General features: G+C 35.2%; 11 protein-coding genes and 1 other annotated feature. Of the genes, 7 read left to right on the forward strand and 4 right to left on the reverse strand.

The window, feature by feature from the left end; translation table 11 throughout:
* Positions 1–36 precede the first annotated feature (36 nt).
* Positions 37–1,068 (forward strand): Delta(5) desaturase DesA, encoded by a 1,032-nt coding sequence (gene desA, locus AC0L0O_RS09585; protein ID WP_000171468.1) that lies wholly within the window; start codon positions 37–39, stop codon positions 1,066–1,068.
* Positions 1,069–1,342: 274 nt separating this feature from the next.
* On the forward strand, positions 1,343–2,530 hold the full coding sequence (locus AC0L0O_RS09590) for an RtcB family protein (RefSeq protein WP_001982426.1): 1,188 nt from the start codon (positions 1,343–1,345) through the stop codon (positions 2,528–2,530).
* A 60-nt stretch (positions 2,531–2,590) separates the two neighbouring features.
* Here AC0L0O_RS09590 and AC0L0O_RS09595 read toward each other — a convergent pair whose 3' ends face one another.
* Positions 2,591–4,015 (reverse strand): amino acid permease, encoded by a 1,425-nt coding sequence (locus tag AC0L0O_RS09595; protein ID WP_000084552.1) that lies wholly within the window; start codon positions 4,013–4,015, stop codon positions 2,591–2,593.
* Positions 4,016–4,282: 267 nt separating this feature from the next.
* On the opposite strand from AC0L0O_RS09595, the gene AC0L0O_RS09600 reads away from it, so the two are divergent.
* A complete protein-coding gene (locus AC0L0O_RS09600) occupies positions 4,283–5,032 on the forward strand; it encodes an IclR family transcriptional regulator (RefSeq protein ID WP_000250768.1) in 750 nt (249 codons plus the stop codon).
* A gap of 75 nt (positions 5,033–5,107) precedes the next feature.
* Positions 5,108–6,748 carry a M20/M25/M40 family metallo-hydrolase gene (locus tag AC0L0O_RS09605; protein ID WP_001982138.1) on the forward strand — a complete coding sequence of 547 codons (1,641 nt, stop codon included), beginning with the start codon at positions 5,108–5,110 and terminating at the stop codon, positions 6,746–6,748.
* Between the two features lie 136 nt (positions 6,749–6,884).
* Here the strand turns inward: AC0L0O_RS09605 and proC are convergent, their stop codons facing one another.
* Entirely contained in the window at positions 6,885–7,703 is an 819-nt protein-coding gene (gene proC / locus AC0L0O_RS09610; RefSeq protein ID WP_038357093.1) for a pyrroline-5-carboxylate reductase, read from the reverse strand.
* A 341-nt stretch (positions 7,704–8,044) separates the two neighbouring features.
* Positions 8,045–8,255 (forward strand) — a binding site (T-box leader).
* 146 nt (positions 8,256–8,401) lie between these two features.
* Between proC and proB the strand changes: the two genes are divergently transcribed.
* Together proB and proA are read left to right on the forward strand one after the other, a co-directional pair.
* On the forward strand, positions 8,402–9,505 hold the full coding sequence (proB, locus tag AC0L0O_RS09615; protein WP_000744740.1) for a glutamate 5-kinase: 1,104 nt from the start codon (positions 8,402–8,404) through the stop codon (positions 9,503–9,505).
* 29 nt (positions 9,506–9,534) lie between these two features.
* Complete coding sequence (gene proA, locus AC0L0O_RS09620; RefSeq protein WP_001006634.1) at positions 9,535–10,782, forward strand: gamma-glutamyl phosphate reductase; 1,248 nt, start codon at positions 9,535–9,537, stop codon at positions 10,780–10,782.
* A 49-nt stretch (positions 10,783–10,831) separates the two neighbouring features.
* Here the strand turns inward: proA and AC0L0O_RS09625 are convergent, their stop codons facing one another.
* Both AC0L0O_RS09625 and AC0L0O_RS09630 read right to left on the reverse strand, forming a co-directional pair.
* A complete protein-coding gene (locus AC0L0O_RS09625) occupies positions 10,832–12,025 on the reverse strand; it encodes a NupC/NupG family nucleoside CNT transporter (protein WP_000273612.1) in 1,194 nt (397 codons plus the stop codon).
* 203 nt (positions 12,026–12,228) lie between these two features.
* Complete coding sequence (locus tag AC0L0O_RS09630; protein WP_000532723.1) at positions 12,229–12,720, reverse strand: DinB family protein; 492 nt, start codon at positions 12,718–12,720, stop codon at positions 12,229–12,231.
* Positions 12,721–13,008: 288 nt separating this feature from the next.
* Here AC0L0O_RS09630 and AC0L0O_RS09635 point away from each other — a divergent pair, with 288 nt between their 5' ends.
* Positions 13,009–14,052, forward strand: coding sequence for an ArsR/SmtB family transcription factor (locus AC0L0O_RS09635; RefSeq protein ID WP_000454554.1), 1,044 nt, complete (start codon positions 13,009–13,011; stop codon positions 14,050–14,052).
* The last annotated feature ends 31 nt before the right edge of the window (positions 14,053–14,083 follow it).

Genomic DNA, 14,083 nt, shown 5'->3' on the forward strand with positions numbered 1-14,083 from the left:
ATGAATTAGCAACATAAAGGAAGGGAATTAGAAAAAATGACATTAGAAAAAACTAAAAATTTAAAAAAACAAGTTGCCCCTTATGAAAAATCAACAATTAAAAAAAGTGTGTGGCAACTTATTAACACAGTCGTGCCGTTTATTATTTTATGGTACCTTGCTTATAAAAGTTTGTCCGTTTCTTATCTGTTAGCAGTAGTTCCATCTCTGTTAGCTGCTGGTTTTATGACACGAATTTTCATTATTTTTCATGATTGTACCCATTATTCATTCTTTAAAAGTCGACGTGCAAATAGAATAGTAGGGACATGTATGGGTGTGTTAACGTTATTCCCATTTGATCAATGGGGGCATGATCATGCGATTCATCACGCTACAAGTGGTAATTTAGATAAGAGAGGTACAGGAGATATTTGGACGCTTACAGTGGATGAATATGTAGCTGCGCCACTTAGACTTCGTTTAGCATATCGTTTATATCGCAATCCATTCGTTATGTTTGGGTTAGGTCCGATTTATGTATTCTTGCTTAAAAATAGATTTAACCGAAAAGGTGCAAGACAGAAAGAACGTATGAATACGTATTTGACGAATATTATAATTGTTGCCGTAGTAGCTATACTTTGCTGGGCAATAGGATGGCAATCGTTCCTATTAGTACATGGTACGATATTCTTAATTGCAGGTTCAGTAGGGATTTGGCTGTTTTACGTACAGCACACATTCGAGGATTCTTATTTTGAAGAAGATAAAGATTGGGAATATGTGAAAGCGGCCGTAGAGGGAAGTTCATTTTATAAACTTCCAAAAATCTTGCAATTCCTAACTGGTAATATTGGATTCCATCATGTTCACCATTTAAGCCCAAGAGTACCAAACTATAAACTAGAAGAGGCACACAATAATACGCTTCCGTTAAAAAATGTACCAACGATTACACTTGCTACAAGCTTGCGTTCACTTCGTTTCCGTCTTTGGGATGAGAAAAGTAACAATTTTGTTAGCTTTAAAGAAGTCAAAAATATAATTAAAAATAATGTTTCTGTCCGGGTGAAATCGGAACTATAAATTCATCGGCTATAAAACTCCCCTTAATCATTATCGATGTAAGGGGAGTTTTTGTTATGTATAACTGATATCGGGGACGTGGAAAAATACATGTGTAGATATAAACATAAAGAGACGGTAAATATATTATGTAAACAAGAATAATCATCATATTTTTTATTACTGTGAAGGATATCGTGCATATATAATGGAAAGCAGAGGGTGGATGAGAGTAATGATAAGAACAGAAACAACGTAATAAAATAATTCTTTCAAAAGGAAGGGGAAATGAAAGATGTTGAAATTACAAGGAAAATACAATGAAGCGAAAGTATTTACGAATAACGTTGATGAGACTGCGAAAGGGCAGATTATTGATCTTTGTAACCAAGAATTTGTAAAGGATAGTCAAATTCGTATTATGCCAGATACACATGCAGGAGCAGGTTGTACGATTGGGACAACAATGACAATCCAAGATAAAATTGTTCCTAATCTTGTAGGGGTAGATATTGGGTGTGGGATGGAAGTTGTTGTAATTGATAAGAAAAAAGAAGAAATTAATTTCGATTACTTAGACGAAACAATTCGTAAATTCGTTCCAAGTGGTTTTCGTATACGAGATAAGGAACATCGATTCTCAAAAATGATTGATTTTGATGGTGTGAGAGCTCCATTTACATTACAACGCGCTCAAAAAAGTATTGGTACACTTGGGGGAGGAAATCATTTTGTCGAATTGAATGAGGACGATAAAGGTAATGTATATATTGTCATTCATAGTGGTTCGCGTAATTTAGGTAAGCAAATTGCAGAGTATTACCAAAACTCCGCATATGAACAACTTATTGATGTTACATCAATAAAAGATGATATTATTAAGAGGTTAACTGAAGAGGGAAGAGCAAAAGAAATACAAGAAACTTTACGTGGAATTCAGAAGCCAAAGATTCGTAAAGAACTAGCTTATTTAGAAGGGCAAGGGTTCAAAGATTATATGAATGACATGAATATTGCCCAAAAATATGCGGCGTTAAATCGTAAAGCAATGATTGATGAAATTGTTACGAAAATGGACTGGAAAATTATAGATCAATTTACTACAATACATAACTATATTGACATAGAAAATATGATTCTACGAAAAGGTGCTATTTCAGCTCAGAAAGATGAACGAGTCATTATTCCAATTAACATGAGAGATGGTTCAATTATTGCATTTGGTAAAGGGAATCCAGACTGGAATTTTTCTGGTCCGCATGGGGCAGGACGTATCATGAGTCGTAAGAAGGCTAAAGAATCATTGAGTCTAGAGGAATTTCAAAATACGATGACAGAGGTTTGGACTACATCAGTAGTAGAAAGTACAATTGACGAGGCACCAATGGTATATAAGCCAATGGATGAAATTATAGAAAATACAAAAGAAACGATAGATATAAAACACATTATTAAGCCGTTGTATAATTTTAAAGCGAATTAGAAGGATAAAAGACCGCACATGAAGTAAAAGCCATGTGCGGTCTTTTATATAAGCAGAGTATTATATAGTCTCGCTAATTTTATTTTCACTAGAAGTGTTAGTAGAAATTCTTTTCTTCACTTTAAAGTGATAGTAAGTGTAGCAAAAGATGATAAATGGTACAGTACAATAAATGCCTAGTCTTTGATCTGGGATAAAGATAAGACTTACTAATATAATGCCATACAATCCAAAACCAAGAATTGGTACAAGTGGATAAAGTGGCGTTTTAAATTTTAAGTCTTCTAATCTTCCACCGTCTGCTACATAATGTTTACGGAAAAAGAATTGAGAGACACAAATTGACATCCAAACAATGATTGTTATAACTCCAGAAATGGAAATGAGCCATAAGTAAACCGTTTCAGCAGCTACGACGCTTGTTAAAAGAGAAAAAGCAGAAATAGAAATTGTCAAAATTAAAGCGTTTAAAGGTATTCCTCGTGAAGATAATTTCTTTAGAAAGGCCGGAGCCATTTCGTTTTTTGATAATGACCAAAGCATGCGAGTTGCGGCATATAGTCCAGAGTTTGCGACAGAAAGAACAGCTGTAAGAATAACAAAGTTCATAATATCAGCTGCATATGGAATACCGATATTATCAAAAACAGCAACGAACGGGCTTTTTGTTAATCCTGCTTCTTCCCAAGGAATTAAAGCAACAAGAACAAAGATTGCTAAGACGAAGAAAAACATCGTACGCCATATAATATTTCTAATAGAACGAGGTAAAGTTTTTGCTGGATCTTCACTTTCACCTGCTGCGATTCCGACAAGTTCTGTACCTTGGAAGGAATAATTAACTGTAACCATCGTTAATAGAATAGCTGCAAGTCCATTTGGGAATAAACCGCCATGATTTACGAAATTTGATAATAATGGGGCTGGTTCGTCGCCTTTTAAATCAATTAAACCGAACATAGCGGCGCCGCCAAGAATAATAAAAGCTATAATGGCAGATACTTTTATACTTGAAAACCAAAATTCTGTTTCTGCATAACTACGAGCAGATAATGCATTAATCGTGAAGATTGTAACACCAAATATTAAACACCAAACCCAAACAGGAATATCAGGGAACCAGCGCTGCATTGTAATGCCAGCAGTTGTAAATTCAAGACCGGTCGTATTTGCCCAGCTTAACCAATATAACCAGCCGATTGTAAATCCAGTTGCAGGATTGATGAACTTAGTTGCATATTCCTGAAAAGAACCTGAAACAGGCATAGCTACAGCGAGTTCACCAAGACAAAGCATAACGAAATACATTAATAATCCACCAGCCATAAAGGCAAGTACGGATCCACCAGGTCCAGCCTGACTTATAATAAAGCCAGATCCGTTAAATAACCCCGTTCCAATCACACCACCGAGTGCAATCATGAATAAGTGTCTACTTTTCATCGTACGTTTTAATTCATTGTTTGTATTGTTTACTTGCGACATTGTTTTCCTCACTTTCGTAGTTGATAGAATAAATTTTGATGTTTTTCCGTATTATGGAATGCATTCCGTGATGTGAAATCTTGTTATAATTTTCAGATAATTAAAAAGAAAAGTCAATATTTTTTTGTTTGCGCTTTCAAATTATTGTTCGCAGCATATTTTTATTTTTAGAAAATTGAATAAACTGATTGATTTCATTTCGAATTTTTGTTAAATTGATAGGTAATTGAGCGTACTAACATATTACAAGTCAAGTAGAGGTGAGTTATGGTACAGTCCATTGATCGAGCGATAAGTATTATAAAGTTATTAAATTCTACTAATGAAAAAGAGTATTGGGCCATTTCGGATATAGCGGACAGAACACATCTCCCAGTTAGTACAGTACATAGATTACTTAACTCTCTAATCGAGCATGGGCTAGTTACACAAATTTCAGAGACGAAACAGTACAAAATTGGACCAATGTGGATGGAAATAGGATTACGACAATTGGAGAAGGTAGACTACAGATCAGTCGCAAGAGAAGTAATGAAGCGATTGGCTTCTGAAGTAGAAGAAAGTGTCTATTTGAACATTCCAAATGGAACACATTCTATTATTATTGAAAGAATGGATAGTCCTTTAAAAATTCGAGTTATCGATAACTTAGGGGAACAGATTCCTCTTTCAATTGGTGCTGCAAATAAAACGATGCTTGCCAATATGAAAGAGAGTGAAATGGAATATATTGTTGAGCAGTTACTTTCTGCTTTACCAGAACAAAAGCAAATTCTTCTTGATCAACTAAAGCAAATAAGAAACGAAGGATATGCTGTCAGTTATGGAGAAAAAACAGAAGGGACAGCTTCAGTAGCTGCACCTATTATTGGATTTAATCATAAAGTAGTAGGAGCATTAAGTGTTGGGTTAATTAGTCATCGCATTAATGATGATCGACTATCTTTTCTTATTAGTAAGGTAAAACAAGCAGCACATGAAATATCAATAAAAATCGGCAGTACATCAGAACTATAGTTTTGATAGCTGTCGTCATTTTTTATTCATATACTGGAATTCGTTTTCATAATACGGAAAAATAGGGGGATTTATATGTCAAAGTGGCAATCAAAAGAACAATTGATTCAATTATTAAGCGGTCTTGTTGAAATTCCTAGTATTACAGGTACAGAAGCTGAAGTGATATTGCCAGACTTCGTTGTGGAACAATTATCTGATTTACAGTACTTCAAAGAAAATACGCACCATTTGCAAAAAAATCCGACAGGGGACGGAAGATATTTTGTTACAGCACTAGTAAAGAAAAGTGACCGTACAAAAAACACCGTAATTCTAGTTAGTCACTTTGATGTTGTAGATGTGCAAGATTACGGAGTGTGGAAAGAAGATGCATTTAATCCTAAAAAGTTAACATCTATGTTTTATTCTCATAAAGATGAATTACCAGCCCATGTACGTGAAGATATAGAACAAGGAGATTGGCTGTTTGGTAGAGGAACAATGGACATGAAATGCGGCCTTGCGTTACAAATGGCGATGATTGAGCAAGCTTGCGAAGGAAGATTTGATGGGAATGTTCTTTTACTAGCTGTTCCAGATGAAGAAGTAAATTCTGTCGGGATGAGAGCTGCTGTCCCAAGATTATTAGATTTAGCAAGAGAACATGATTTAGATTATAAAACAGTACTAAATTCAGAGCCTATGTTTTCAAGGCATCCTGGTGATCAAAAGAAATATATTTACACTGGTTCTATTGGTAAAGTGTTACCTGGTTTTCTTTGCTACGGAAAAGAGACACATGTAGGTGAACCTTTTGCAGGTTTAAATGGGAGTTATATGGCTTCATTAATAACAGCAGAATTAGAGTTGAATACAGACCTTTGTGATATTGTAGAAGGGGAAGCGAGTCCTCCGCCAACTAACTTACTTCAACGGGACTTAAAGGAGGATTATTCTGTACAAATTCCGCATCGTGCAGTCACATTATTTAATTTGTTTTTACTAGAAAAATCAATGACAGATGTCGTTTCATTGCTGCGTCAAAAAGTAACGAAAGTAGCAGAAAAAATAGAAGAATCATATGAGAAGCAAGCTTATCGTTTTTCTAAATATAATCCATTTATACCACCTAACCTCAAAGTAAATGTATTAACATATGAAGAGCTTATCGCTTATGCAATTGAACAACATGGGCAAGAGAAAATAGATGATATTCAATCTAGCATTATTAAAAATAGAGAAGATAAAGATGATCGTGCGGTAACGATTGATTTAGTAGATAAACTAGCTATTTTATGTAAAGAAAAGGCGCCGATGATTGTACTTTTCTTCGCTCCGCCATATTATCCAGCTGTAAGTTCACGTAACAACAAGTTAATTAAAGAAGTAGTCGGAGAAATGGAAAGGTATGCACACTTCAATCATAATATTACATTTGAAAACCAAAACTATTTTGGAGGAATTTCAGATTTGAGCTATGTGGGCTTACAAAATCCATTACATTCAATGAGTTCACTTGTAGACAATATGCCATTATGGGATAAAGGTTACTCAATTCCACTTCAGGAACTAGAAGAATTTGACGTTCCAGTATTAAATATGGGGCCGGTAGGAAAAGATGCTCATCAATGGACAGAACGTCTAGATGTAAATTACGCATTTGAAACGCTATTAGATATGTTACCGATTTGCATTGAAAAATTACTTGTTTCTAATAAAATTACACAAGTATAGTAGGGAAGGAATAAGTGGAATTATTTTAATATAATTAAAATGAAAAAGGCTAAACTCAAGTATATTCAAGTTTAGCCTTTTATCATGTAGTGCGTTTCTAATTAAATTCATAGTTAACGCGATTACTTATATCGTTTTACTTTTTCGTTTGACCAGATAGTTCGACAGACTTTTGTGTACAACGTTGCATAGCTGAAATGATGGCTGTTCGTAAGCCTTTTTCCTCTAAAGTTGCTACAGCTTCTATCGTTGTTCCGCCAGGAGAACAAACCATATCTTTTAATTCACCAGGATGTATTCCTGTTTCTAGTACCATTTTTGCAGAGCCTAACACAGCTTGAGCTGCGAATTTATATGCTTGATTTCTTGGCATACCATCTAGTACAGCAGCATCTGCCATCGCTTCTATAATCATATATACGTATGCAGGTGAAGAACCACTTACAGATGTTACAACGTCCATTAATTTTTCACTTACAATCTCTGATTGACCAAAGCTATTGAAAATGTTTAGCACATTTTCTAAATCTTTTTCTGTCACCATTTCATTCGGGCATAATGCAGACATGCCTTCACCAACAAGGGCAGGGGTATTAGGCATTACTCGTACAACTTTTAATTTTGTATCAAAAGAATCCTCTGTACTTTTGATACTTTTTCCAGCAGCGATCGTTACGACAATAACATCGCTTTTGATCTCTTCTTTAATTTCGTTAATTACTGATGCGTATAAGTCTGGTTTAATTGATAAAATTAAAATATCAGCATTTTTAGCGACTTCATTGTTGTCAGTAGTTATAGATATTCCGTACTTTTCACTAGCATTTTCTAAATTCGTCGTGTTTAAATCTGAACACATGATTTTATTTGAAGACACTATCTTTTTATTTAGCATCCCGCCAATTATAGCCATCCCCATATTTCCGCATCCGATGAATCCAATTTGTTTATCCATAATAACTCAATCTTGCTCCTTTTTTAATAAATTATATCATTTTGAAATTGTTATCTTAAAATAACAATAACATCTCCATGCAATATAAAGAAACATTCTAAGAGAATATTTTCCTTTTTGCAACACCAAAAGATAAAAAATCAATTATATTCGACATTCTGTAAATATATACACTATAATGTAAGGTATTATATTTATAAATATGAGTTGTAGTTATATCAATTTGTATTTTCATTCAGTAGAGCAATCTTTTCATGCAAGTAACTTGCTCCTCTATTTATTTTTAAAAATACTTCTTGACACCAAATCGAACTATATCGCATAATATAAAAAAATTAAACCGAAAATCGTTGAAGGGAAATAGTACATATGTCTTCTTGCGAAAGAGAGTGGAATTCACCGGCTGAAAGATTCCTCGTATAGAATATATCGAACCTATCCCTGAGTCTTAAATGAAAGTTTAGGCGTTCGCCTGCGTTATAGGCACCAAGTGGATATCTATGTATATCAATTAAGGTGGTACCGCGGAACAATGACCGTTTCGTCCTTTTTATTTTATGAAGGGCGAAGCGGTCATTTTTATTTTGCTCTTAAATAGACTAGGTGCAGCACTGAAAAAAATAGAAATCGCTGCAAGCTGTATGAATAAAAGTGTAATGTATAAAAAAACTTTGATTTTAGACTTGGGGGATATAAAAGTGAAAAAACAACGAATTGTTGTAAAGATTGGGAGCAGTTCTTTGGCGGATAGTCACCAAGGCATTTCTAAAGAACAACTTTCAGATCATGTTGCGGCATTAGCTCGATTGAAAGAGGAAGGGCATGAAGTGTTGTTAATTACATCTGGGGCCGTCGCAGCAGGTTTTTCAGCTCTAGGGTACCCTAGTAGACCTGTAACAATTAAAGGAAAACAGGCAGCTGCGGCTGTCGGACAAAGTTTGTTAATGCAGGCGTATACGGAGGAATTTCGTAAATACGGTATCGTTACTGCGCAACTATTGCTGACGAGAAGTGATTTTTCTAGAAAAGAACAATATAGTAACGCTTACGCCACTTTAGGAGAGTTACTAAACCGTTCTGCTCTTCCAATCATTAATGAAAATGATTCCATTTCTTTAGAGGAGCTAACGTTCGGTGATAATGATATGCTGTCAGCTTTAGTAAGCGGACTTGTTTCGGCGGATATGCTGATGATTTTTACAGATGTGAACGGTTTATATGATAAAAATCCTCAGAAAAATGAGGATGCGAAAAAATATTATTTCCTTCCTGAAGTTACAGAAGAAATCGCTTCTCTTGCAGGAGATGCTGGCTCAAAACTTGGGACTGGCGGAATGAAATCAAAAGTCGATGCTGCAAAGACAGCACTCTCTCTTGGTGTCAGTGTATTTATCGGAACAGGACGTGGACAAGAGAAATTTGTAGATGTTTTGAAGGGGAAAGGTGATGGAACGTATGTCGGAAATGCCCCTCAAAAAGAAATGAAGATGAATAAGCAATGGATCGCTTTGCATTCGGTTGTTAGCGGACAAATTGAAATAGACGCCGGAGCAGCTACAGCTATCATTCAGCATGGCAAGAGTCTTCTTCCTGCTGGTGTTACAAATGTTTCAGGGTTTTTCCAAGTGGGCGAAGTCGTAGAAGTAATGACGCAACAAGGACGCGTGATTGGAAAAGGACAATGCACATATAGTGCAGAGGAGCTAAGGGATGTAAAAGGTATGCAAAGCCAACAGATTCAAGCAAGAGGCGAAAGACATAATTATGAAGTCATTCATAGAGATTATTGGGTTTCATTTTAAGAAGATGGATCAAAAAGGAGGAAATAAAAATGAATGAAGTGTTAGCAAAGGGAAAGAAGGCGAAAGAGATCGCTAGAGAGCTAGTACTTAAATCTACAGAGCAAAAAAACGAAGCACTTTCCGCAATAGCTGATCAGTTAATATTAGAAACAGCTTATATTTTAGAAGAAAATAAGAAGGATATTGAAGAAGGTAAGGCAAAAGGGTTTTCTGATTCTCTCCTTGATCGCCTTATGCTGAATGAACAGCGTATTGTTGATATGACAGAAGGGATTAAGCAGCTAATTGAATTACGTGATCCTGTAGGAGAATGTGTAAGTGCATGGGAAAGGCCAAATGGACTATCTATTCAGGAAATGCGCGTACCACTTGGTGTTGTTGGGATGATTTACGAGGCAAGACCGAATGTAACAGTGGATGCTGCTACAATTTGTTTGAAGACAGGAAACGCAGTCATATTACGTGGTAGTTCTTCTGCTATTCATTCTAATAAAGCCATCGTTGCTGTTATTCACAGAGCGCTCAAACAAACAAGCTTACCTCAAGAAAGTGTACAGCTTATAGAAGATACAACGCGAGATAGCGCAAAGCAGTTGTTTACAATGAATGATTATCTAGACGTTCTTATTCCAAGAGGTGGCAAGCAATTAATCGATACTGTTGTGAGGGAAGCGTCTGTCCCAGTACTTGAAACAGGTGCGGGAAATTGTCATGTTTTCATTGATGAAACAGCGGATAAACAAATGGCATTTGATATTATTATAAATGCAAAAACGCAGCGTCCATCTGTATGTAATGCAATTGAAACGATTGTACTTCATGAGAAGTGGGCAGAGCAATATGGTAGCGAGTTGTTTTCTTCTTTGAAGAAAAGAGGCGTGGAGCTACGTGGTGATCAAAAAGCATTGGCAATGGATTCATCAATTGTACTTGCTTCAGAAGAAGACTGGGGGACAGAATTTTTATCTCTCACGCTAGCAGTTAAATTAGTTTCTTCTATAGAAGAAGCGATTCATCACATAAATACGTATGGATCTATGCATTCTGAAGCGATTATTTCAGAAAACGAGGAAAATGTCAGCAAATTTTTCGTATCTGTTGATGCGGCTGCACTGTATCATAATGCATCAACTCGTTTTACTGATGGATCTGAATTCGGATTTGGAGCAGAAATTGGTATCAGTACACAAAAGCTACACGTAAGAGGACCAATGGGGCTTCCTGCATTAACTTCTACAAAATACGTCATTCGTGGAAATGGACAAATTCGAAAATAAAAATAAAAGACACTCAATTCGTTTGGGTGTCTTTTATTTTAAAAATTATTTACCATACAAAAAGCCCAACAAGCATAGCGCTTAATAAGGAAACAGCCATTCCGCTCACAAGAAGCTTCCAAACATTTTTACCGATGACTGATGATTTTTCGCCGCCAAATAATGAATTGTAAGTTCCATAAATCATACCTACTGTACTAAAGTTAGCAAAAGAAGCTAGAAATGTTGTGGCAACCGCAACCGTATGCGGTTGTAAAGACTTTAAGTTTGATTTTAAATCCATCATTGCAACAAATTCATTCGTCGTTATTTTGATCCCCATTAATTCAGCTACATACATAGCATCACTGCCCGATAAACCGAGTAAAAAAGCGAAAGGACTAAAGATAATGGAGAAGATTTTTTGAATTGTTAACCCCGTTACAAAAAATCCTAAAATCCCATTTAAACATGCAGTTAAAGCTACATAACCAATTACCATAGCTAAAATAACGATAACCATATTCATCCCGACTAACATGCTGTTTGAAATAGTAGAAAAGAAATCCTTTTTTTCATGTTTGGAAGGTGTGTAAACAACATCTTCTTCTTTCGAAACTTCCACAGGATTTAATACATTGGCTAAAATTAATGCGTTAATACAATTTAATGGGATTGCGCTGAAAATATATGTTGCTGGAACCATTGATAAATAAGCACCAAGAATGGAACCGCTGACGCTACTCATACTCATAATTCCAAAAGTCAGCAGACGGTTTTCTTTTAAAACAGATAATTGATCACGAACAACCGCAAGTGCTTCAGTGTTTCCTAAAAACATCATTTGAATCGAAAAGAAACTTTCTAACTTTGGTAAACGAGAAATCTTTGAAATAACTGCACCTACTTTATCAATAATCCAAGTTAAGATTCCAAAGTAAGAAAGAATATCAAAGAACGTGATAACAAAAATGATAGGTAGTAATGCGCTAAAGAAGAAATCAATTGTCTGATTTTCCATAGCAGAAGGAAATGCAAATCGAATTCCTTCATTCGCACATGCCAGTAGCCAACTGAAAAATGAAGCAATTTTATTAATGATAATACTGCCTAGCTTTGTGCCTAACATAAACCACGTAATAAAAAGCTCTAATATGATGAGAATTACAATTGGTCTCCATTTTATATGTTTTTTATTAGGCGAACATAAGTAAACAATTAATATGACAACGAAAATCCCTAACATATTCAATATGAAATACATGTCAACAACTCCTTAAGGCTTATTATTTGTATATAAAAAAGCCTCTATTCTTCCAAATTTGGATTATGATCAGAAGTTATGAAGCATGTGAATGATGTTTAGGATTCATGTATTTTAATTTGAGCCATCGAAGTAATTACAAAACAAGTAGCTATTTTCAATTGTTTTGTTGCAGGTTAAACGTAAGCAAATGTAAACATCGCTTATAAATAAGAACGGTGAGTTGGCCATGAACCTTGGAGTTTTCGAAGTTGTATAATTTGTCCTGTATGATAAGCATCGTGCAAAAGGATATTCATATATTGTTGCCAAATTGGTAGAGAAGGCTTTGGTTGGTCTAGTTCTGCTTCTTGAAAGGATGTTAATGAAGATTGTAAGGCATCATGTACTTGAAGCGTTCGTTTCACTGTTTGCTGCCAAGCATCATCATCATTAGGTCCACCTTGGCTAAACGTATCATCATTATTTTGTGGAGCAACAAATGTATCATCTTCATGAATGCGGGAAAGTAAGCGCTCTTTAAAGATTAATAAATGGTTCACATTTTCCCAAATTGTATTACTGGCAGCACCTTCTGGTTGCCAACATGCTTGTTCAGCTGTAAGATTCTTTAACGCTTCTGAAATTGGTGGGTACCATTCTTCTTCGTAAAAAACTTGTTGGACTCCATTTTGCAACATTTCTTTTCTTCCCATTCGTATAGCCTCCTGTTCATTTCTCTTAATAAAAAATTCTCTTTTCTCTTCAATAAACCTTCTCAATAACTGAACAAGAGAAGGAAATGCAACGTATAACAGAGCCATGAAAAAACTTCATTTTTAATAATCAAGGTTTTCATTGAGTCAGAATGAAAAAGTGTATAAACTTTTCTCTATTTGCTCATTGATTAGAGTTTTTTGAATTCGTAAAATAATTCTAAAAATATAGAAGGTAAAATTCGATAAAAATAGAATTTAATATATAGCAAACAAGGAGGGGATAAAATGGAGGTCTATCACATAACGAGTAGAAAGAGGGAAACTTATAACGTTCAAGTAAAATATTCGATACTTTTCGAATGTGCTCTTGGCATTGCTGCGATTACTCACAAGCGGTTAATTGATACTCTTGAAAAGAGTCAAAATGAATGGGAAGAAATTAAGAAATCATTAACAGAAGAAATGAGAGAGCACTTACAATTTGTCGAAGAACATAATACGTGGAAAGCGTTGCTTCAGTTGTTGTATGAAGAGGATTTTCAGGACTTAGCACAGTTTCATGGCAAAATCGATTCGCTTTCAGAAGTAGATTTGAAATATATATGTTTACCGTTTTTAGGGGAGAAGTATGAAGAGAAAAGACGTTTAGCCGCAAGTACAGATGTAACTGCAATACATGAACTAATGGAACTGACAAAAGATCATCAGTTTTTCTCTACTTATATTCGTTTTATATGCGATGTTGATGTACAAGTGCTGAAAGCCCATTTTATTGCTGTTATGACAGGTTGGTATGAGAGCGTTATTCAGAAAAAGGAAGAAGAAATACTTTCTATATTAAAACGAGATTATGAAGCAAAGGTTGAAATGAATAAAAAGATGAAACCAGAAGAGTTTGTCGAGTGGGCTACAGGTGGCGTTCATTATATGCCAGAACCAAGTGTTCATTACGTACTTCTTATCCCACAAATGACGTACAGGCCTTGGAATATTGAAGCGGATATTGAAGATACGAAAGTATTTCATTATCCAGTTGCAAACGAAAGTATCCATCCTGAAGATCCATATGAACCGAACTATTTTTTAGTTCAAAAACATAAAGCTCTTGGAGATGAAGCGAGGTTACGCATTGTAAAAATGTTGTTCGAAAAAGAACGAACATTGCAGGAAATTACAGAAAGATTGCAACTTGGTAAATCGACTGTACACCATCATTTGAAATTGTTACGTGCAGCGAAGTTGGTTGATATACATGACGGAAAGTATATATTGAGGAAAAAAGCAGTACAGTCTTTAGCGAAAGAATTAGATATGTTTTTGAATAGATAATTAACAACGAGAATGTACATAAAGGGAGGAA

It is taken from the genome of Bacillus sp. GS3m_15504 (genome assembly GCF_055825275.1).